The 21,564-nt window shown below is 67.9% G+C and carries 18 protein-coding genes and 2 tRNA genes; 17 read left to right on the top strand and 3 right to left on the bottom strand.

The window, feature by feature from the left end; translation table 11 throughout:
• Positions 1 to 38: 38 nt before the first annotated feature.
• Genes G6N37_RS11280 through G6N37_RS11270 form a run of 3 tightly spaced genes read left to right on the top strand, consistent with a single transcriptional unit; the run spans position 39 to position 1,996 of the window.
• A complete protein-coding gene (locus G6N37_RS11280) occupies positions 39 to 662 on the top strand; it encodes an Rv2466c family mycothiol-dependent reductase (RefSeq protein WP_163680032.1) in 624 nt (207 codons plus the stop codon).
• A 46-nt stretch (positions 663 to 708) separates the two neighbouring features.
• Positions 709 to 1,188 (top strand): ribose-5-phosphate isomerase, encoded by a 480-nt coding sequence (locus G6N37_RS11275; RefSeq protein ID WP_163680015.1) that lies wholly within the window; start codon positions 709 to 711, stop codon positions 1,186 to 1,188.
• Between the two features lie 7 nt (positions 1,189 to 1,195).
• Positions 1,196 to 1,996: an Fpg/Nei family DNA glycosylase gene (locus tag G6N37_RS11270; RefSeq protein ID WP_163680012.1), complete on the top strand. Its 801-nt coding sequence runs from the start codon at positions 1,196 to 1,198 to the stop codon at positions 1,994 to 1,996.
• Between the two features lie 23 nt (positions 1,997 to 2,019).
• Here the strand turns inward: G6N37_RS11270 and G6N37_RS11265 are convergent, their stop codons facing one another.
• Both G6N37_RS11265 and G6N37_RS11260 read right to left on the bottom strand, forming a co-directional pair.
• Complete coding sequence (locus G6N37_RS11265; RefSeq protein WP_163680009.1) at positions 2,020 to 3,210, bottom strand: serine hydrolase domain-containing protein; 1,191 nt, start codon at positions 3,208 to 3,210, stop codon at positions 2,020 to 2,022.
• Between the two features lie 31 nt (positions 3,211 to 3,241).
• Positions 3,242 to 3,312, bottom strand: a tRNA-Gly gene (locus G6N37_RS11260).
• Positions 3,313 to 3,460: 148 nt separating this feature from the next.
• Between G6N37_RS11260 and G6N37_RS11255 the strand changes: the two genes are divergently transcribed.
• From G6N37_RS11255 to clpP2, 4 genes are all read left to right on the top strand, one after another.
• Positions 3,461 to 3,537, top strand: a tRNA-Pro gene (locus G6N37_RS11255).
• Between the two features lie 66 nt (positions 3,538 to 3,603).
• Positions 3,604 to 5,004: a trigger factor gene (gene tig / locus G6N37_RS11250; RefSeq protein WP_163680006.1), complete on the top strand. Its 1,401-nt coding sequence runs from the start codon at positions 3,604 to 3,606 to the stop codon at positions 5,002 to 5,004.
• Between the two features lie 127 nt (positions 5,005 to 5,131).
• Complete coding sequence (gene clpP1, locus G6N37_RS11245; RefSeq protein ID WP_083174955.1) at positions 5,132 to 5,722, top strand: ATP-dependent CLP protease proteolytic subunit ClpP1; 591 nt, start codon at positions 5,132 to 5,134, stop codon at positions 5,720 to 5,722.
• Entirely contained in the window at positions 5,719 to 6,363 is a 645-nt protein-coding gene (gene clpP2 / locus G6N37_RS11240; protein WP_163680003.1) for an ATP-dependent CLP protease proteolytic subunit ClpP2, read from the top strand. Before clpP1 ends, clpP2 begins: the two co-directional genes overlap by 4 nt.
• Before the next feature lie 27 nt (positions 6,364 to 6,390).
• On the opposite strand, the gene mmuM is transcribed toward clpP2, so the two are convergent.
• Positions 6,391 to 7,290, bottom strand: coding sequence for a homocysteine S-methyltransferase (mmuM, locus tag G6N37_RS11235; RefSeq protein ID WP_163684922.1), 900 nt, complete (start codon positions 7,288 to 7,290; stop codon positions 6,391 to 6,393).
• Between the two features lie 321 nt (positions 7,291 to 7,611).
• Between mmuM and clpX the strand changes: the two genes are divergently transcribed.
• The 10 genes from clpX to G6N37_RS11185 all read left to right on the top strand — a co-directional run bounded on the left by clpX (position 7,612) and on the right by G6N37_RS11185 (position 21,538).
• On the top strand, positions 7,612 to 8,892 hold the full coding sequence (gene clpX, locus G6N37_RS11230) for an ATP-dependent Clp protease ATP-binding subunit ClpX (protein ID WP_163679986.1): 1,281 nt from the start codon (positions 7,612 to 7,614) through the stop codon (positions 8,890 to 8,892).
• A 39-nt stretch (positions 8,893 to 8,931) separates the two neighbouring features.
• Positions 8,932 to 10,227: an MFS transporter gene (locus G6N37_RS11225; RefSeq protein ID WP_163679985.1), complete on the top strand. Its 1,296-nt coding sequence runs from the start codon at positions 8,932 to 8,934 to the stop codon at positions 10,225 to 10,227.
• Positions 10,228 to 10,411: 184 nt separating this feature from the next.
• A complete protein-coding gene (locus tag G6N37_RS11220; protein WP_163684920.1) occupies positions 10,412 to 12,385 on the top strand; it encodes a 2-oxoacid:acceptor oxidoreductase subunit alpha in 1,974 nt (657 codons plus the stop codon).
• Positions 12,382 to 13,473, top strand: coding sequence for a 2-oxoacid:ferredoxin oxidoreductase subunit beta (locus G6N37_RS11215; protein ID WP_163679982.1), 1,092 nt, complete (start codon positions 12,382 to 12,384; stop codon positions 13,471 to 13,473). The genes G6N37_RS11220 and G6N37_RS11215 overlap by 4 nt, the downstream gene beginning before the upstream one ends.
• Position 13,474: 1 nt before the next feature.
• On the top strand, positions 13,475 to 14,092 hold the full coding sequence (gene mobA / locus G6N37_RS11210; protein WP_163679979.1) for a molybdenum cofactor guanylyltransferase: 618 nt from the start codon (positions 13,475 to 13,477) through the stop codon (positions 14,090 to 14,092).
• A gap of 1,050 nt (positions 14,093 to 15,142) precedes the next feature.
• A complete protein-coding gene (locus G6N37_RS11205) occupies positions 15,143 to 15,685 on the top strand; it encodes a transglycosylase family protein (RefSeq protein ID WP_163679976.1) in 543 nt (180 codons plus the stop codon).
• A 73-nt stretch (positions 15,686 to 15,758) separates the two neighbouring features.
• Positions 15,759 to 17,018, top strand: coding sequence for a saccharopine dehydrogenase family protein (locus tag G6N37_RS11200; RefSeq protein WP_163679973.1), 1,260 nt, complete (start codon positions 15,759 to 15,761; stop codon positions 17,016 to 17,018).
• A gap of 62 nt (positions 17,019 to 17,080) precedes the next feature.
• Entirely contained in the window at positions 17,081 to 19,738 is a 2,658-nt protein-coding gene (locus tag G6N37_RS11195; RefSeq protein WP_163679970.1) for a valine--tRNA ligase, read from the top strand.
• Positions 19,739 to 19,745: 7 nt separating this feature from the next.
• Positions 19,746 to 21,191 (top strand): bifunctional tetrahydrofolate synthase/dihydrofolate synthase, encoded by a 1,446-nt coding sequence (gene folC, locus G6N37_RS11190; protein WP_163679957.1) that lies wholly within the window; start codon positions 19,746 to 19,748, stop codon positions 21,189 to 21,191.
• A complete protein-coding gene (locus G6N37_RS11185) occupies positions 21,188 to 21,538 on the top strand; it encodes a DUF4233 domain-containing protein (protein ID WP_163679954.1) in 351 nt (116 codons plus the stop codon). Before folC ends, G6N37_RS11185 begins: the two co-directional genes overlap by 4 nt.
• Positions 21,539 to 21,564: the final 26 nt, after the last annotated feature.

Below are 21,564 nucleotides of genomic sequence, written 5' to 3'. Positions count from 1 at the left end.
GTGCAGGACGGTGTGTTGACCGACGAGAGGACTGCGCTATGCCTGACAAGGCTGCCGGGAAAGACCAAGCCGACTTCTGGTTCGATCCGCTGTGCCCGTGGTGCTGGATTACGTCGCGCTGGATCCTCGAGGTGGAGAAGGTCCGCGACATCGAGGTGCACTTCCACGTCATGAGCCTCGCGATCCTCAACGAGAACCGTGAAGGCCTGCCCGACAAGTATCGCGAGATGATGAAGCACGCGTGGGGACCGGTGCGGGTGGCGATCGCCGCCGAGCAGGCCCACGGGGCCGCGGTCCTCGACCCGCTCTACACCGCGATGGGCACCCGGATTCACAACGAGGACAACAAGAACCTCGAAGAGGTCATCAAGTTGTCGCTGGCCGACGCCGGCCTGCCCGCCGAACTCGCCGAGGCCGCGACCAGCGAGGCCCACGACGACGCCCTGCGCAAGAGCCACCACGCCGGGATGGACGCCGTCGGCGACGACGTCGGCACGCCGACCATCCACGTCAACGGGGTGGCGTTCTTCGGGCCGGTGCTCTCCAAGATCCCGCGCGGCGAGGAGGCCGGCAAGCTCTGGGACGCTTCGGTGACCTTCGCGTCCTACCCGCACTTCTTCGAACTCAAGCGGACCCGCACCGAGAAGCCCGAATTCGACTGACGAGCGCCGCGTTGCCGCGGCGCACCGCTGTGTAAGGATTGCGGGCATGCGCGTCTACCTCGGCTCTGACCACGCCGGATTCGAGCTCAAGCAGCAGATCATCGAGCACCTGAAAGCGTCCGGGCACGAGCCGATCGATTGCGGTGCCTACACGTACGACGCCGAGGACGACTACCCGGCGTTCTGCATCGCCGCCGCCACTCGCACGGTGGCCGACCCGGACAGCCTCGGGATCGTGCTGGGCGGGTCGGGCAATGGCGAGCAGATCGCGGCCAACAAGGTGCCCGGAGCCCGGTGCGCGCTGGCGTGGAGCGTGGAGACGGCGACGCTGGCCCGCGAACACAACAACGCCCAGTTGATCGGGATCGGCGGTCGCATGCACACCGTCGCGGAGGCGCTGGCCATCGTGGATGCGTTCCTGACCGCGCAGTGGTCGAAAGCCGAACGCCACCAACGGCGTATCGACATCCTCGCCGAGTACGAACGCACCCACCAGGCGCCGCCGGTGCCCGGCGCACAGGGCTGAGGCGCCCATGCCCGAAGGGCACACCCTGCACCGGCTGGCCCGGCTACACCAGCGCCGGTTCGGTGGTGCGCCCGTAGCGGTGTCGAGCCCACAGGGCCGCTTCGCCGACGCGGCTGTGGTGGACGGGCGCGTGTTGCGCCGCACCAGCGTCTGGGGCAAGCACCTGTTCCACCACTACGACGGCGGCCCCATCGTGCACGTGCACCTGGGTCTCTACGGCGCCTTCACCGAATGGCCACGCGAGGGTACCGTCCTGCCCGAGCCGGTCGGGCAGGTGCGGATGCGCATCGTCGGCGCCGACTACGGCACCGACTTGCGCGGGCCGACGGTGTGCGAGGTGATCGACGAAGGCCAGGTGTCCGGCGTGCTGGCCAAGCTGGGCCCCGACCCATTGCGCAACGACGCCGATCCATCCTGGGCGTGGAATCGAATCACCAAGTCCCGCAGGCCGATCGGTGCACTGTTGATGGATCAGACCGTCGTCGCCGGCGTCGGCAACGTCTACCGCAACGAGCTGCTGTCCCGCCACCACATCGACCCGTTCCGTCCCGGCCGCGACGTCGGCCAGTCGGAGTTCGACGCGGCGTGGAGCGACCTGGTGGCGCTGATGAAGGTCGGCCTGCGCCGCGGCAACATCGTCGTGGTGCGGCCCGAGCACGACCAAGGCCCGCCGTCGTACCGGGCGGGGCGGCCCCGGACGTACGTGTACCGGCGCGCCGGCGAGGCCTGCCGGGTCTGCGGCGACACGATCCGCACGACCGTGTTGGAGGGGCGGAACGTGTTCTGGTGTCCGACCTGCCAGAAATGACGGGCCACGTTTGCGAATGGAACCTAGATGACGCCGAGCGCCGCGTAGACCTCGTTGCTGAGGGCGAGGCTGCGCGGATCCGCGTTGGCCTTGGTGGCGTCGAACCGGTTCGCCACGTACGCGTAGCCGATCCGGTGTTCGAGATCGACGAACCCGAAGGAGCCGCCCAGGCCGCCGTGGCCGAAGATCCGCGGGTTGGGCCCGTTCACACACCGCTGGTTGAGCATGTAGCCCAAACCCCAGCCGTGGTCGGCGACCCGTGGTCCCAATACCAAGTCGGTCTCCAAGCCGCCCTGACACTCCCGCGCCAGGTCCATGTGTTCGCGGCTGAGCACCTTCTCCTGGGCTAGGGCGTTGTAGAACGTCGCCAAGCCCAGGGCCGACACCTGTCCGTTGGTGCCGGGGAATTCGAGTTCGCGCCACAGCGACAGGTCGTGGGAGCCCAGCTCGTCGTCGGGGGCGAAACCCATCGCGATCGACAGCCCGGCCTTGGGATGCTCGGCCAGGCTCGCCGGGCGGGTGGGGGCCTGCGCGTCGGCCAGCAGGTCGCGGGCGTGCGGCTTGTTGACCCGATCGGCGCAGCGGCGTTGTTCGGCCAGGGTCAGCCCGATGTGGACGTCGGCGCCGAGCGGTTCGGCGATCTCGGTGCGCAGGTATTGGCCGATCGTCCGGCCCGTGACGCGGCGGAAAACCTCGCCGAGGATGAAGCCGAAGGTGGTCATGTGATAGCCCTGGGCGGTGCCCGGCTGCCAATAGGGTTCGGCGGCGGCCAGCTGTTCGCAGACGAAGTCCCAGTCGGCGACGTCCTCCCAGCGCAACCGGGTGCGGGGGCCGATCACGCCCGACCGGTGGCTCATCACCATCGCCAGTGTGATGTCCCGTTTGCCGGCCTGCCCGAACTCGGGCCAGTAATGGGCCACCGGGGCCTGCAGGTCCAGCTCGCCGCGGTCGGCCAGCTGGTGGACGCAGGTGGCCGACAGGCCCTTGGTGCCGGACAACACCGTGGTCAGGGTGTCCTGCTGCCAGTGCCGGGTGCGGGCGGCGTCGGCCCATCCGCCCCAGAGGTTGACGACCAGGTTCCCGTCCACCCACACCGCGACGGCCGCACCAACTTCATCGCCCCGCGTGAAGTTGCGCTCGAACGCGTCGCGCACCGCGGCGAAGTCCGGCGCGCACGAGCCATGGATCGGCGCATCCGTTTCTAGGTCGCTCATGGCGCCTCTCTGTGGAGCAGATCCTCACCCGAGCGGGCGACGGGAATCGAACCCGCGTAGCTAGTTTGGAAGACTAGGGCTCTACCATTGAGCTACGCCCGCATGTTCTGGTCGAGCGTGACTGTAGCTGTCGACCAAGATCAAATCTAATCGACGCGGTCTTGTGATCGCTCCGTGAGGGTAGGCGAGGTCGCCGCGAAGCCTGTGGCCAACCCGGACTCGACGGGCCTTAGGATCATCGAGGTCAGCGCGGGGTGTAGCGCAGCTTGGTAGCGCATCCGCTTTGGGAGCGGAAGGCCGCAGGTTCAAATCCTGTCACCCCGACCAGCACCACCCCGTGCCGCGTGCGCGCGGCCCACCGAACGCCAGGAACGACCACCGAGGAGCACCCCCGTGAAGAGCACTGTCGAGCAGTTGAGTCCCACCCGGGTCCGCATCAACGTGGAGGTGCCGTTCTCCGAACTCGAGCCCGATTTCCAGCGGGCCTACCGGGAGCTGGCCAAGCAGGTGCGGCTCCCCGGCTTCCGGCCCGGCAAGGCGCCCGCGAAGTTGCTGGAGGCCCGGTTCGGCCGGGAGGCGCTGCTCGACCAGGTCGTCAACGAGGCGTTGCCCGCGCGGTACGGGCAGGCCGTCGCGGAGTCGGAAGTGCAGCCGCTCGGCCAGCCCGAGATCGAGGTGACCAAGAAGGAGTACGGCCAGGAGCTGGCGTTCACCGCCGAGGTCGACATCCGGCCCAAGATCGAGCTTCCCGACCTGGCCGCGCTGAAGGTTACGGTGGACCCCGTCGAGGTGACCGACGAAGACGTCGAGGCCGAATTGCAGTCCTTACGCGCCCGCTTCGGCACCCTGACCGGGGTCGACCGGCCCGTGGCCACCGGCGACTTCGTCTCGATCGATCTGTCGGCCACCATCGACGGAGAAGAGGTGCCGGGGGCGGCCGCGGAGGGGTTGTCCCACGAGGTCGGCTCGGGCCGTCTGATCGCGGGCCTCGACGACGCCCTGGTCGGTTTGTCCGTCGATGAATCCCGGGAGTTCACCGCGCAGCTGGCCGCGGGCGAGCACGCCGGTCAGGACGCGCAGGTGACGGTCACCGTCAAGTCGATCAAGCAACGCGAGCTGCCCGAGCCCGACGACGAGTTTGCCCAGCTGGCCAGCGAGTTCGACACCATCGACGAGTTGCGGTCCAACCTGCGCGACCAGGTGGGGCAGGTCAAGCGCGCTCAGCAGGCCGACCAGATACGTAACGCCGCGCTGGACGCTCTCCTCGAACAGGTCGACGTGCCCCTGCCGGAGGCGATCGTCAAGGCCCAGGTCGACAGCACCCTGCACAATGCCCTGCACAGCCTCGACCACGACGAAGCCAAGCTCGAAGAGGCGCTCGCCGGGCAGGGCAAGACGCGTGAAGAGTTCGAGACCGAGACGCGCACCGCCGCCGAGACGGACGTCAAGAGGCAGCTGCTGCTGGACGCGCTGGCCGACGAGCTGGCGGTCCAGGTCGGCCAGGACGACTTGACCGAGCGACTGGTGGCGACGTCGCGCCAATACGGCATCGAGCCGCAGCAGCTGCTGGGCTACCTGCAGGAGAACAACCAGCTGCCGGCCATGTTCGCCGACGTGCGGCGCGGGCTGGCCATCGCCGAGGTGGTGCGGGCGGCCACGGTGACCGACAGCGACGGCAACGCCATCGACACCAGTGAGTTCTTCGGCAGGCGTTCGGGCGACGACGAGTCCGGGGAGTCCGGGGACGCCGGCGAGACGGCGGAAACCGAAGGCTCCGACGACGAAGCGGAGTGACCGGTCGTGACGCTGTGAGCGAAAGCGCCCAATTGAGGGGGAGCGTGGCCGCGAAACGGCGGGCTCGGTTGGTTAGTGTCGGTGCATAGAAGAACTCGAGAAAGCAGGTAACCCAGTCGTGTCTGACATGCGTTCGCCCTCGCAGGGGCTCAACCTCACGGACTCGGTCTATGAGCGCTTGCTCTCCGAGCGCATCATCTTCCTGGGTTCGGAGGTGAACGACGAGGTCGCCAACCGGCTGTGCGCGCAGATCCTGCTGCTCGCCGCCGAGGACACCGAGAAGGACATCTCGCTGTACATCAACTCCCCGGGCGGGTCGATCAGCGCCGGCATGGCAATCTACGACACCATGGTGCTGGCGCCCTGCGACATCGCCACCTACGCGATGGGCATGGCCGCCTCCATGGGTGAGTTCCTGCTCGCGGCGGGAACCAAGGGCAAGCGCTACGCGCTGCCGCACGCGCGCATCCTGATGCATCAACCGCTGGGCGGGGTGACGGGCAGCGCGGCCGACATCGCCATCCAGGCCGAGCAGTTCCACGTCATCAAGAAGGAGATGTTCCGGCTCAACGCCGAATTCACCGGGCAGTCGATCGAACGCATCGAGGCCGACTCCGACCGCGACCGCTGGTTCACCGCCCAGGAGGCCCTGGAATACGGGTTCGTCGACCACATCATCACCCGCGCCGCCCACATCACCAACGGAGAAGCCCAGTGAGCACCCAGAACCCTCAGATCCAGCCCCAGGCGCGCTACATCCTGCCGTCGTTCATCGAGCACTCCAGCTTCGGTGTCAAGGAGTCCAACCCCTACAACAAGCTGTTCGAGGAACGCATCATCTTCCTCGGCGTCCAGGTCGACGACGCTTCGGCGAACGACATCATGGCTCAGCTGTTGGTGCTCGAGTCGCTGGACCCCGACCGCGACATCACCATGTACATCAACTCGCCCGGCGGCGGATTCACCTCGCTGATGGCGATTTACGACACCATGCAGTACGTGCGCGCCGACATCCAGACGGTGTGCCTCGGCCAGGCCGCCTCGGCCGCGGCGGTCTTGCTGGCCGCCGGGACTCCCGGTAAGCGGATGGCGCTGCCCAACGCCCGGGTGCTGATCCACCAGCCGTCGCTTCAGGGCGTGATCCAGGGCCAGTTCTCCGACCTGGAAATCCAGGCCGCCGAGATCGAGCGGATGCGCACGCTGATGGAGACCACCCTGGCCCGCCACACCGGCAAGGACGCCGCGACGATCCGCAAGGACACCGACCGGGACAAGATCCTGACCGCGGAAGACGCGAAGGACTACGGGATCATCGACACCGTCCTGGAGTACCGGAAGCTCTCCGCGCAGACCGCCTGACGTTTGCCGTTCGCGCCGAACGTGCGCTCACTGCGAAGCCCCGCCTGATTCTTCGCGCTCCGTGCACGCTCGCCGAACGTCGGCGATATCGGCCGGGCCGACCCGGCAGCAGCCACCGACGATGCGCGCCCCGGCGGCCACCCATTGCGTGGCGAGGCGCGCGGAAAACGTGCGCGGCCCCGCCCACCCCCGGCCGTCCCAACGCTCGCCGCTGTTCGGGTACACGATCACCGGCTTGCCGGTGGCCGAGGCGATCTCGATCGCAGGCAGCACGTCCTCGGGCGCACAGCAATTGACGCCGATCGCAACGATCTCGCGCGCCCCGGCCGCGACGGCGAACGCCTCGGCCAGCGGTTGCCCGGCCCGGGTCCCGGCGCCGTCGATGGTGTAGCTCAGCCAGGCGGGCACGCCGACCGCACCAACCAGATCGACCAGCGCCTCGGCCTCGTCGACATCGGGCACGGTCTCGCACGCCAGCACGTCGGCGCCGGCGTCGGCCAGGATTTCCAGCCGGGGCCGGTGCCATCGCCGCAGGGCCGCCACGGACAGGCCGTAACGCCCGCGGTATTCCGATCCGTCGGCCCGGGCCGCGCCGTACGGGCCGACCGAGGCGGCGACGAGCCCGCCGCCGCCCGCTTGTTCACGCGCGGTCTTCGCGAGTTCGACGCTGCGCCGCAGCAGCCCGGCGGCTTCGTCTCGGCCTATCCCGCGGGCGGCGAAACCGTCGAACGATGCCTGGTAGCTCGCCGTCGTCGCGATGGCGGCACCGGCGCGGAAGTAGGCCGCGTGCACGGCGACGATTTCGTGCGGGTCGTCCGCCAGTAGCCGCGCCGACCACAACGGGTCGGAGAGGTCGTGACCGCGGGCCTGCAGCTCGGTGGCCAGACCGCCGTCGCTGATCAGGACCGACTCGCTGATCAGAGCCAATTCCACCCGGCCACTGTAGGGTGATTTCGTGGGGATCCGCCCGTGGTTCATCGGGGTCGGTATCTCCAGCGAAAGTGGGGATCGGTCGGCGCACCAGCCTCGGTTGGGTTACGACCGCGACACGCCAAAGACACGCAAAGCGCGTCTTTCGCGAGTGACGGGCCCCGTCTGGCTATATGTTTCATCCAGACGGACAGCACGAATACCACCGACGCGATTCGGCCTTAATGGTCGCGTCGGGCCCGATCTAGCGGGTAGCGTCGGGGCATACATGCGGGACAGCAAGACGAACGGCGAAAAGGAAGTAGGCACTTAAGCACCATGGCGCGCATCGGAGACGGCGGTGACCTGCTGAAGTGCTCGTTCTGCGGGAAGAGCCAGAAGCAGGTCAAGAAACTCATTGCTGGCCCCGGCGTGTACATCTGCGACGAATGCATCGATCTCTGTAACGAGATCATCGAAGAGGAACTCGCCGACGCCGACGACGTCAAACTCGACGAACTCCCCAAGCCCGTGGAGATCCGGGAATTCTTGGAGGGTTACGTCATCGGGCAGGACACCGCCAAGCGGACGCTGGCCGTCGCGGTCTACAACCACTACAAGCGAATTCAGGCGGGGGAGAAGGGCCGTGACTCCCGGCACGAGCCGGTCGAGCTGACCAAGTCCAACATCCTCATGCTCGGGCCCACCGGCTGTGGCAAGACCTACCTGGCCCAGACGCTCGCCAAGATGCTCAACGTGCCGTTCGCCATCGCCGACGCCACCGCGCTGACCGAAGCGGGGTACGTCGGTGAGGACGTCGAAAACATTCTGCTCAAACTCATCCAGGCCGCCGACTACGACGTCAAGCGCGCCGAAACCGGCATCATCTACATCGACGAGGTCGACAAGATCGCCCGCAAGAGCGAGAACCCGTCGATCACCCGCGACGTCTCCGGCGAGGGCGTACAGCAGGCCCTGCTGAAGATCTTGGAGGGCACCCAGGCGTCGGTGCCCCCGCAGGGCGGCCGTAAGCACCCGCACCAGGAGTTCATCCAGATCGACACCACCAACGTGCTGTTCATCGTCGCGGGGGCGTTCGCCGGCCTGGAGAAGATCATCTACGAGCGCGTCGGCAAGCGGGGCCTGGGCTTCGGCGCCGAGGTGCGCTCCAAGGCCGAGATCGACACCACCGACCACTTCGCCGAGGTCATGCCCGAGGACCTGATCAAGTTCGGCCTGATCCCCGAGTTCATCGGGCGATTGCCGGTGGTCGCCTCGGTGACGAACCTGGACCGGGAGTCGTTGGTCAAGATCCTGTCGGAGCCCAAGAACGCTCTGGTGAAGCAGTACACCAGGCTGTTCGAGATGGACGGCGTCGAGCTCGAGTTCACCGACGACGCGCTGGAGGCGATCGCCGATCAGGCCATCCACCGCGGCACGGGCGCCCGCGGTCTGCGCGCCATCATGGAAGAGGTCCTGCTGCCGGTGATGTATGACATCCCGAGCCGCGACGACGTCGCCAAGGTCGTGGTGACCAAGGAGACCGTGCAGGACAACGTGCTGCCGACGATCGTGCCGCGCAAGCCGTCGCGCACCGAGCGCCGCGACAAGACCGCCTAACGCCGGTCGAGCGGCCGCGCATTTGGGTACTAGATGCCCATGTCGGCCCCCGCCGAGCTCCCCGGCCCCATCCCGCGCCGGCTGACGCACGCGCTGGATCTCCTGAATTTTCTGCTGGCCGATGTCCGCGACGGACTGGGCCCCTACCTGTCGATCTACCTGTTGCTGGCGCACCATTGGGATCAGGCGTCGATCGGGTTCGTCATGGCGGTCGGGGGGATAGGGGCGATCGTCGCGCAGGCGCCGGCCGGTGCGCTGGTGGACCGAAGCACCGCCAAACGGGCGCTGATCATCGGCGGCGCGCTGACCATCACCGCCGGTTCGTTGGCGATGCCGGCGTTCACCGGCCTGTACTCGATCTCGGTATTGCAAGCCCTCACCGGCATCGCCGGTTCGGTTTTCGCCCCGGCTCTGGCCGCGATCACGCTGGGCGTCGTGGGGCCCCGGCTCTTCTCCCGGCGGATCGGACGCAACGAGTCGTTCAACCACGCGGGCAACGCGTCGGCCGCCGCCATCACCGGAGGGCTGGCCTACTTCTTCGGGCCGGTGGTGGTGTTCTGGGTGCTCGCCGTCATGGCGGCCGCCAGTGTGCTTGCGACCCTTGGGATTCCGGGTGACGCGATCGACCATGACGTGGCGCGGGGCATGGACCACACGCCGGGAGGGCCGCACGAGACGCCGTCGCGGATGGCCGTGCTGCTGCACAACCGCAGGCTGATGATCTTCGCCGCGACGGTCATCGCCTTCCACTTCGCCAACGCGGCCATGCTGCCGCTCGTCGGCCAGCTGCTGGCCCTGCACAACAAGGACGTCGGGACCGCGCTGATGGCCGGCTGCATCGTGGCCGCGCAGGTGGTCATGGTGCCGGTCGCCTATCTGGCCGGAGCCAAGGCCGATTCGTGGGGAAGAAAGCCGATCTTTCTGGTGGGCTTCGCGGTCTTGGCCGCCCGTGGATTTCTCTACACCCTGTCCGGCAACCCGTATTGGCTGGTTGGCGTGCAGTTGCTGGACGGCGTCGGGGCCGGCGTGTTCGGCGCGCTGTTCCCGCTCGTGGTGCAGGACGTGACGCACGGCAGCGGCCGGTTCAACGTGAGCCTGGGCGCCGTGACGGCCGCGACGGGGACAGGCGCCGCGGTGTCGAATCTCGTGGCGGGCTGGATCGTGGTGGCCGCCGGCTACAACGCCGCGTTCGCCTTCCTGGGGGCGCTCGCCGGCGCGGGCTTTTTCCTCTACCTGATCGCGATGCCGGAAACGGCGCCGAAGGAATCGGACGCCCCGGCGAAAAGTGACCAATACCACAGTTTTAAACGGCTTGCACCACCGTCTGCGCGCTGACATCGGCTTTAGGTGTAAAACCGCTGTATGCACCGCTTTAGAGACGCACATTCTCGCCCAAATTGAGTGCCATAATTGGTACTACCAGTGACACACAAGCTCGACGGCGCGGGAGTCGCTTCAACGGCGCGTACCCTAAAGCTCCAGCGAAGTGCCTATCCGATAACCGATGGAAGGCGGATACGTGGATCCGAACGGCAGCGGAGCCGGGTCTGATTCTCACAACGGCTCGAATGGGTCCCCTTCCCGTGGCGGGTCCGAGCGTCAGCGTTTGGAGCAAGTCGTCATTCGGTTCGCCGGGGACTCCGGCGACGGGATGCAGCTGACCGGCGACCGGTTCACATCGGAGGCAGCGCTTTTCGGTAACGACCTGGCGACCCAGCCGAACTATCCCGCCGAGATCCGGGCTCCCGCAGGCACCCTGCCCGGCGTCTCCTCCTTCCAGATCCAGATCGCCGACTACGACATCCTGACCGCCGGTGACCGCCCCGACGTGCTGGTGGCGATGAACCCGGCGGCGCTCAAGGCCAACCTCGGTGACCTGCCGCGCGGCGGCATGGTGATCGCCAACTCCGACGAGTTCACCAAGCGCAACCTGACCAAGGTGGGTTACGTCACCAACCCACTCGAGTCCGACGAGTTGTCCGACTACGTCGTGCATTCCGTCGCCATGACCACCCTGACGCTGGGCGCGGTCGAGGCGATCGGCGCGTCGAAGAAGGACGGCCAGCGCGCCAAGAACATGTTCGCGCTCGGCCTGCTGTCATGGATGTACGGCCGCCCAATCGAGACCAGCGAGAAGTTCATCCGGGAGAAGTTCGCCCGCAAGCCCGATATCGCCGAGGCCAACGTCTTGGCCCTCAAGGCGGGCTGGAACTACGGCGAGACCACCGAGGCGTTCGGCACCACCTACGAGGTCTCGCGGGCGACGTTGCCAGTCGGCGAATACCGGCAGATCTCCGGCAACACCGCGATGGCCTACGGCATCGTCGCGGCCGGTCAGCTGGCCGACATTCCGGTGGTGCTCGGCAGTTACCCGATCACGCCGGCGTCCGACATCTTGCACGAGCTGTCCAAGCACAAGAACTTCAACGTGATCACCTTCCAGGCCGAGGACGAGATCGGCGGCATCTGCGCCGCCATCGGCGCCTCGTACGGAGGGGCGCTCGGCGTCACGAGCACGTCGGGCCCGGGGATTTCGCTGAAGTCCGAGGCGTTGGGCCTGGCGGTGATGACCGAATTGCCGCTGCTGGTCATCGATGTGCAGCGCGGCGGGCCCTCGACGGGCCTGCCGACCAAGACCGAGCAGGCCGACCTGCTGCAGGCGCTGTACGGCCGCAACGGGGAGTCGCCGGTCGCGGTGCTGGCGCCACGCTCGCCGTCCGACTGCTTTGCGACGGCACTCGAGGCGGTGCGCATCGCGGTGTCGTATCACACCCCGGTGATCGTCTTGTCCGATGGCGCGATCGCCAATGGCTCTGAGCCGTGGCGCATTCCGGACGTCAGCACACTGCAGCCGATCAAGCACACCTTCGCCAAGCCCGATGAGCCGTTCCAGCCGTATAACCGCGACCCGGAGACGCTGGCCCGGCAGTTCGCCGTCCCCGGCACCCCCGGCCTGGAGCACCGCATCGGCGGCCTGGAAGCCGCGAACGGTTCGGGCGCCATCTCCTACGAGCCGGTCAACCACGACCTGATGGTTCGGTTGCGCCAGGCCAAGATCGACGGGATCTCGGTGCCCGATCTCGAGGTCGACGATCCGAGCGGAGACGCCGAGCTGCTGCTGATCGGCTGGGGCAGCTCCTACGGTCCGATCGGTGAAGCCTGCCGGCGCGCGCGGCGCAAGGGCGTCAAGGTCGCACACGCCCACCTGCGCTACCTCAACCCGTTCCCGGCGAACCTGGGCGATGTGTTGCGGCGTTACCCGATGGTCGTCTGTCCGGAGATGAACCTCGGCCAGTTGTCCCTGTTGCTTCGCGGCAAGTACCTGGTGGATGTGCAGTCGGTCACCAAGGTCCAGGGTGTCGCGTTCCTCGCGGACGAGATCGGGCGCCTTATCCGCGCCGCGGTCGGCGGCACGCTGGCCGAAATCGAGCAGGACAAGACGATGGTCGCCAGAATGGCGGCAGCAACGGTTGGAGCGGGAGCTATCGAATGACCGACCTGGTGGGAAATTTGGCGGGCGCGGACCTCGGGCTGACCCCGAGGCTGAAGAAGAACGACGGCGTGCCCACCACGGATCAGCCGCAGAAGGGCAAGGACTTCACCAGTGACCAGGAGGTCCGTTGGTGTCCCGGGTGTGGTGACTACGTCATCCTCAACACCATCCGCAACTTCCTGCCGGAGCTGGGGCTGCGGCGCGAGAACATCGTGTTCATCAGCGGCATCGGTTGCTCGAGCCGGTTCCCGTATTACCTGGAGACCTACGGGTTCCACTCGATCCACGGCCGCGCCCCCGCGATCGCGACCGGCCTGGCGCTGGCCCGTGAGGACCTGTCGGTGTGGGTGGTCACTGGCGACGGCGACGCGTTGTCGATCGGCGGTAACCACCTGATTCACGCGCTGCGCCGCAACGTCAACATCACGATCCTATTGTTCAACAACAGGATCTACGGGCTGACGAAGGGCCAGTACTCGCCCACCTCGGAGGTCGGCAAGGTCACCAAGTCGACGCCCATGGGGTCGCTGGACCACCCGTTCAACCCGGTATCGCTGGCGCTGGGCGCCGAGGCGACGTTCGTCGGCCGCGCCCTCGACTCCGACCGCAACGGGCTGACCGAGGTGCTGCGGGCGGCCGCGGAGCACCGCGGTGCCGCGTTGGTCGAAATCCTGCAGGACTGCCCGATTTTCAACGACGGTTCGTTCGACGTGCTGCGCAAGGAGGGCGCCGAGGAGCGGGTGATCAACATCCGCCACGGTGAGCCGATCACCTTCGGCGCCGACGGCGAGTACTGCGTGGTGAAGTCCGGCTTCGGCCTCGAATTCGCCAAGACCGCCGACGTGGCCGTGGACGAGATCATGGTGCACGACGCGCATACCGACGACTCGGCCTACGCCTTCGCGCTGTCCCGGCTCTCCGACCAGAACCTCGATCACACGGTGCTGGGCATCTTCCGGGACGTCAGCCGGCCCACCTACGACGACGCCGCACGCTCGCAGGTGCAGACGGCGCGGGCCTCGAAGCCGTTCGACGAGGCCGCCCTGCAGTCGCTGCTGCGTGGGCGTGACACCTGGACCGTCGACTGACGTGGGCGAGGCCGTGTCAGAACCGGGTTCACTGGCCGGGGTGGTGCTCGCCGGGGGCGCATCGCAACGGATGGGCCGCGATAAGGCCAGCCTGCCCGTCCCCGCGTCGGCCGGCTCGAATGCGGCGACCATGGTCGAGCACGTGGTCGGCGTCCTCCGGCAGCGTTGCGACCCCGTCCTCGTCATGGCCGCCCAGGGCCAGCCGTTGCCCGAATTGCAGGCCCGGGTCATGCGCGACGAACTGCGCGGGCTGGGACCGCTGCCGGCGACGGGCCGGGCGTTGCGCGCGGCCGCCGAGGCCGGTGCCCGGCTCGCCTTCGTCTGCGCCGTCGACATGCCTTTCCTGGCAATAGATCTCATCGACGATCTCGCCCGCCGGGCGCTGGAGACCGGCGCAGAAGTAGTGCTGCCGTGGGATGGTCAGGACCACTACCTTGCCGCGGTGTACCGGACCGACCTGGCCGACCGTGTCGACGCATTGGTGGCCGCCGGCGAGCGCAAGATGCGTGCTCTGGTGGACGCGTCGGATGCCCAGCGGATCGTGACGTCGGATTCGCGGTCGCTGACCAACGTCAATACCGACGCCGAGCTACGCGCCCTCGCCCAGCCGCGCGGCTGACGCCACCCGGCGCGAGGCGGTCGCGGTTGAGCCCGCGTCGATGATCGTTATCATCGGCAGGCCCGCGCGCGAGAATTAGCAAGGTTATTCGACACGAGCCATTTCTCTTTTCGCTCCAAGAATTGCTGCGCGGAGCCGTGGTCAGTGGAGTGGATAAATCCGGCGGTGGATCGTGATCTGTTGAGGCGCCGCGGGTTTCGGATAAATTGATCGCCGTCCTATCGGAGATGCGGGCACCGGCGCGTTCGGCACCGGGCGGAATGGCAGTGCCACCGAGCAAATCCTCGCCGTACCCCGGTCGCTCAGGACACGCCACGGCGACGACCTTCCGAAGCGAGTCACTGGCCGTCGGCAAGCCGGACGCACAGCTGCGAAACATGTTGTCATCAACAGTGTTTCGAGGCAATAGCGGTCAGTGACAGCTGATGATGCGACCGCTCACGCGCTCGCTATTCAACCAACGCAAGTTAGCCAGCAGCACAACATAATTCGGTTGTCCGGTCGGGCGCGCCACTTGTGCGAAGATGCGGAACTTGTTGTAAGCTACCCCGCTTCGTGACACGGACCCGGGTCCGTTGGGGTGCAACAGCGCAAACGCACGCCGCAAAATACGTGCGCCAGTTCACAAAATGGGCGTGATTCGGCTCACGATTTGAAAGCGTTCGCGATTGTTGGGTACCTTCCGGAATTCCGGCGCTGACCTCGCCAAATAGCGGTGCGATTGCGCTGTGATCACCCCGTTACCGAAACGAGATGCCCGTTTTCCGAAGATGACGAACGCCGCCGGGTCTCGTACGGTCCGTGTTAGCCCGCAACGGGTTACGGAAGAGTAACTGAAAACAGAATCACGGACCCGCGTGTGAGCGGGGCTGCGGACGGCGCAAGACCGTTCGCGGCCGGCGGGCAGTGGCCCGCCGGGCGACTCGAGCCCACCGCTGTCGTGCCCGAACAAGTCGGCACGTTCCAAAGCAGGTTTCCGCATCAACCAAACACCGTCAGCCCACCCCCGTGGGCTTGCTTTGGCGCGCGCGCACCGCGAAAGGAAAGATATTGAAGAACGTCCGTAAGACGCTCGTTCTCGCCGCGATCACGGGCACCCTCGTGAGCATCCCGTCGGCCACCGCCAACGCGGAACCGACGAGCTTCGACCCGAACATGGCGCCCGCCGGGGCGCCGGATGCGGCTCCGCCGCCCCCGGCTCCCGACGCACCCCCGCCCCCGGCCCCGGACGCCCCGCCGGCTCCGGACGCGCCCCCGCCGCCCCCGGCGCCGGACGCCCCGCCGCCGGCACCCGCGGGCTTTGACCCCAACGTGCCGCCGCCTCCGGGCCCGGATGTCCCGCCGCCCCCGCCGGTCAAGGCGTACAGCGTGAACTGGGACGCCATCGCGCAGTGCGAGTCGGGTGGCAACTGGTCGATCAGCACCGGTAACGGATTCTCCGGTGGCCTGCAGTTCACCCCGAGCACCTGGCGCGCCAATGGCGGCAGTGGTTCTCCCGCCGGCGCGAGCCGTGAGGAGCAGATCCGGGTGGCCGAGAATGTGCTGCACTCGCAGGGCATCGGTGCGTGGCCCGTGTGCGGTCGTCGCGGCTGACCAATGCAGTGATGAGTAATGCCGGGCCTTTGGCCCGGCATTACTCATCTGCGGGTCCGGTAACGTCGGGCGCGTGACCGCAACGCCGCGCGAATTCGACATCGTGTTGTATGGGGCGACCGGCTTCGTCGGGAAGTTGACCGCCGAATACCTGGCCCGGTCCGCGCCAGGCACCCGGGTCGCGCTGGCCGGCCGGTCGACCGAGCGCCTGCGGGCCGTTCGCGACACACTGGGCGAGTCCGCGCAGTCCTGGCCGCTCATCGCCGCCGATGCCTCATCGCCATCGACGCTGAACGAGATGGCGGCCCGCACCCGGGTCGTGATCACGACGGTCGGCCCCTATACCCGCTACGGACTGCCGCTGGTGGCCGCGTGCGCGGCCGCGGGCACCGACTACGCCGACCTGACCGGGGAGGCGATGTTCGTCCGCGAGAGCATCGACCTGTACCACAAGCAGGCCGCCGACACCGGCGCCCGCATCGTGCACGCCTGCGGGTTCGATTCCGTCCCTTCGGACCTCAGTGTCTATGCGCTGTACCGGGCGGCGCGGGACGACGGCGCCGGAGAGCTGGTCGACACCGACCTGGTGGTCCGGTCCTTCGCGGGCGGGGTATCCGGCGGCACCGTCGCGTCGATGCTGGAAGTGCTGGACACGGCGTCCCGCGATCCCGACGCGCGCCGCCAACTCGCCGACCCGTACACGCTGAGCACCGACCGCAGCGCCGAACCGGAGATCGGGTCCCAGCCCGACCTGCCGTGGCGGCGTGGTCGCCAGATCGCGCCGGAGCTGACCGGCCTGTGGACGTCGGGCTTCGTGATGGCGCCCTACAACACCCGTATCGTGCGGCGCAGCAACGCTTTACTGGACTGGGCGTATGGCCGCCAGTTCCGCTACACCGAAAGCATGAGTCTGGGGTCGTCGCCGCTGGCGCCGCTGGCGTCGGCCGCGGTGGGCGGGGTCGCCAACGCCACCTTCGGATTGGGCAGCCGCTATTTCCGGCTGCTGCCGCGCCGGCTGGTGGAGCGCATCGTCCCCAAACCGGGGACCGGCCCCAGCGCGGCGGCGCGCGAGCGCGGCTACTACAAGATCGAGACGTACACCACCACGACAACCGGCGCCCGATACGTCGCGCGCATGGAGCAGCGCGGCGACCCCGGTTACAAGGCGACCTCGGTGCTGTTGGGGGAGTGCGGCCTTGCGCTCGCACTCGACCGCGAGCAGCTGCCCAACCTGCACGGCGTCCTGACCCCCGCGGCGGCGATGGGCGATGCCCTGCTGGCCAGGTTCCCCGCCGCGGGTGTGACGCTGCACGTCGATCGGCTCGGGAAGTGACCCGGCTCACCTGCGATTTGGGCACCTACATCGGGGTGAACGGCGCTCCCTAGAATTGACGGGTGACCGCCAGCCGCAGCCCCGCCACCGACCTGCCCAAGTCGTGGGATCCGGCTGCGGCCGAAAGCGCGATCTACCAGAAATGGCTCGACGCGGGCTACTTCGAAGCGGACCCGACGAGCGCCAAGCCCGGGTATTCGATCGTGCTCCCGCCGCCGAACGTGACCGGCAGCCTGCACATGGGCCACGCCCTGGAGCACACCATGATGGACGCCCTGACCCGTCGCAAACGGATGCAGGGATATGAGGTGCTGTGGCAGCCGGGCATGGACCACGCCGGCATCGCGACCCAGAGCGTGGTGGAAAAGCAGCTCGCCGTCGACGGCAAGACCAAAGAAGACTTCGGCAGGGAGCTGTTCGTCGACAAGGTCTGGGATTGGAAACGCGAGTCCGGCGGTGCCATCAGCGGCCAGATGCGCCGGCTCGGCGACGGGGTTGCCTGGAGCCGCGACCGGTTCACCATGGACGAGGGCCTGTCGCGGGCCGTGCGCACCATCTTCAAGCGGCTCTACGACGCCGGCCTGATCTACCGCGCCGAGCGGCTGGTCAACTGGTCGCCCTTGCTCGAAACCGCGCTCTCCGACATCGAAGTCAACTACGAAGAGGTCGAGGGCGAGCTGGTGTCATTCCGGTACGGCTCGCTGGACGACTCGCAACCCCACATTGTGGTCGCCACCACCCGCGTCGAGACGATGCTGGGGGACACCGCGATCGCGGTGCATCCCGACGATGAGCGCTACCGCCACCTGGTGGGGACCACGCTGCCCCACCCGTTCCTCGACCGCGAGCTCGTCATCGTCGCCGACGAACACGTCGACCCCGAATTCGGCACGGGCGCGGTCAAAGTCACGCCCGCCCACGATCCCAATGACTTCGAGATCGGCCTGCGGCACCAACTGCCGATGATCTCGATCATGGACACCAAGGGCCGGATCGCCGACACCGGAACACAATTCGACGGCATGGACCGCTTCGACGCCCGGGTCGCTGTTCGCGAGGCATTGGCCGAACAGGGCCGTGTCGTCGCGGAGAAGCGCCCCTACCTGCACAGCGTCGGGCATTCCGAACGCAGCGGTGAGCCGATCGAGCCCCGGCTGTCGCTGCAATGGTGGGTCAGGGTGGAATCGCTGGCCAAGGCCGCCGGTGACGCGGTTCGCAACGGGGACACCGTGATTCACCCCGCCAGCCTGGAGCCGCGCTGGTTCGGCTGGGTCGACGACATGCACGACTGGTGCATCTCGCGGCAGCTGTGGTGGGGCCATCGGATCCCGATCTGGTACGGGCCCGACGGCGAGCAGGTATGCGTCGGTCCCGACGAGACGCCGCCGGAGGGCTGGGAACAGGACCCCGACGTGCTGGACACCTGGTTCTCCTCGGCCCTGTGGCCGTTCTCCACGCTGGGCTGGCCTGAGAAGACCCCGGAGCTGGAAAAGTTCTATCCGACAAGCGTTCTGGTCACCGGCTACGACATCCTGTTTTTCTGGGTGGCGCGGATGATGATGTTCGGCACCTTCGTCGGCGGCGACGAGGCCATCACCCTCGACGGCCGCCGCGGCCCGCAGGTGCCGTTCACCGACGTGTTCCTGCATGGGCTGATCCGCGACGAATCCGGCCGCAAGATGAGCAAGTCCAAGGGCAATGTCATCGACCCGCTGGACTGGGTGGACACGTTCGGGGCCGACGCGCTGAGGTTCACGCTGGCCCGCGGCGCCAGCCCCGGCGGTGACCTGGCCGTCGGCGAGGACGCGGTCCGGGCGTCGCGCAACTTCTGCACCAAGCTGTTCAACGCCACCCGCTACGCGCTGCTCAACGGAGCCCGGCTCGCGCCGCTGCCGGCGCATGACCAGCTCACCGATGCCGACCGATGGATCCTGGGACGGCTGGAAGAGGTTCGCGCCGAAGTCGACTCGGCCCTCGACGGATACGAGTTCAGCCGTGCCTGCGAGTCGCTCTACCACTTCGCGTGGGACGAATTCTGCGACTGGTATGTCGAACTGGCCAAAACGCAGCTGGCCGAGGGGAATCCACACACCACCGCCGTGCTCGCCGCCGTGCTGGACACATTGCTCCGGTTGCTGCACCCCGTCATCCCGTTCCTCACCGAGGCGTTGTGGCAGGCCCTGACCGGCCTGGAGTCGCTGGTGATCGCCGAATGGCCGGTATCGTCGGGTATCGGACTGGATCCCGTTGCCGCGCAACGGGTCAGCGATATGCAGAGGCTGGTCACCGAGGTCCGCCGATTCCGCAGCGATCAAGGCCTGGCCGATCGGCAGAAAGTGCCGGCCCGGCTGGGCGGGATGGACGGCGCCGACCTGAGCGCCCAGGTGGCCGCCGTGACGTCCCTGGCGTGGCTCACCGAGCCCGGGGACGAATTCCAGCCGTCGGTGTCGTTGGAGGTGCGGCTCGGCCCCGCCATGAACAGCACGGTCGTGGTCGAACTCGACACCTCGGGCACCATCGACGTCGCCGCCGAACGCCGCCGCCTGGAGAAAGACCTCGCCGCGGCGCAGAAGGAACTCGCGTCGACCACCGCCAAACTCGCCAACGAGGACTTCCTGGCCAAAGCTCCGCAGAACGTCGTCGACAAGATCCGGGATCGTCAGCGGGTGGCCCAGGACGAGACCGACCGGATCACCGCGCGCCTGGCCGGGCTGCGATGAGCGTTCGATGACCGAGCCCCCCGACTGGCCCGAGCGTGGCGAGGCGACCAGCCTGGCTCCCTCCCCGGACGAGATCGCCGCCATGCTGCAGGTCGAACACCTGCTCGACCAACGCTGGCCGGAAACCAAGATCGAGCCGAGCCTGACCCGGATCAGCGCGCTGATGGACTTGCTGGGTTCGCCGCAACGGGCCTATCCGTCCATCCACATCGCCGGCACCAACGGCAAGACGTCGGTGGCGCGCATGGTCGACGCGCTGGTGACGGCGCTGCACGGGCGCACCGGGCGAACCACCAGCCCGCACCTGCAATCGGCGGTCGAGCGCATCGCGATCGACGGCCGGCCGATCACCCCGGCGCAGTACGTGGCGACATACCGGGAGATCGAGCCGTTCGTGCAGATGATCGACGCGCAGTCCCAGGCGGCCGGTGGTCCGGCGATGAGCAAGTTCGAGGTGCTGACCGCCATGGCGTTCGCCGCGTTCGCCGACGCACCCGTCGACGTCGCGGTCGTCGAGGTGGGGATGGGCGGGCGGTGGGACGCCACGAACGTCATCGACGCGCCGGTCGCGGTCATCACCCCGATCGGCATCGACCACATCGAATACCTCGGTGACGACATCGCCGGCATCGCCGGCGAGAAGGCCGGGATCATCAGCAAAGCACCCGACGGCGCGCCCGACACCGTCGCCGTCCTTGCCCGCCAGGCGCCGGAGGCGATGGAAGTGCTGCTGGCCCAGACGGTGCGCGCCGACGCCGCGGTGGCCCGCGAGGATTCGGAGTTCGCCGTCCTGGGCCGTCAGGTGGCGATCGGCGGGCAGGTGCTGCAGCTGCAGGGCCTTGGCGGCGTGTACTCCGACATCTACCTGCCGCTGCACGGCGAGCACCAGGCGCACAACGCGGTGGTGGCGCTCGCGGCGGTGGAGGCGTTCTTCGGCGCCGGCGCGCAGCGGCAACTCGACGTCGAGGCGGTGCGGGCGGGATTCGCCGCCGTCACCAGTCCCGGCCGGCTGGAACGCATGCGCAGCGCTCCCACCGTGTTCATCGACGCCGCGCACAACCCGGCCGGTGCGGCGGCATTGGCGCAGACCCTGAGCGACGAGTTCGACTTCCGCTACCTGGTGGGTGTGATCAGCGTGCTCGCCGACAAGGACGTGGACGGCATCCTCACCGCCCTCGAGCCGGTGTTCGACTCCGTCGTGGTGACCCACAACGGGTCGCCGCGGGCGCTGGACGTCGAGTCGCTGGCGCTGGCGGCGGGGGAGCGATTCGGGCCCGAACGGGTGATATCCGCCGAGAACCTGCACGACGCCATCGACGCCGCGACCGCCTTGGTCGACGACGCGACCATGGACGGGGAAGCCGAGGCCTTCTCCGGCACCGGGATCGTCATCACCGGGTCGGTCGTCACCGCCGGGGCGGCGCGCACCCTGTTCGGCCGGGATCCGGAATGACCGACCCGGACCGGCCCGACCCCTGGCGGAGCTTCGGCGCCGTGATGGCCGCCACGCTGTTCCTGGAAGCCATCGTGGTGTTGCTGGCGATCCCCGTGGTGAGCGCGGTCGGCGGCGGCCTGACGCCGGTGTCCCTGGGCTACCTGGTCGGAGTGGCCGCGCTGCTCATCCTGCTGGGCGGGGTGCAGCGCAAACCCTGGGCGATCTGGGTGAACCTGGCCGCTCAGCTGCTCCTGCTCGCCGGCTTCGCGGTGTACCCGGGCGTGGGATTCATCGGGGTGCTGTTCACCGGCTTGTGGGCCTTGATCGCGTACTTCCGGGCCGAGGTGCTGCGCCGTCAGCGGTAGGGCGGGCTCGCGGCCACGGCCGATCG

It is taken from the genome of Mycobacterium seoulense (assembly GCF_010731595.1).
In the GTDB taxonomy this organism is placed as follows: domain Bacteria; phylum Actinomycetota; class Actinomycetes; order Mycobacteriales; family Mycobacteriaceae; genus Mycobacterium; species Mycobacterium seoulense.
Note: the sequence above shows the minus strand (reverse complement) of the source record. Positions and strands in the feature narration are given on the sequence as shown.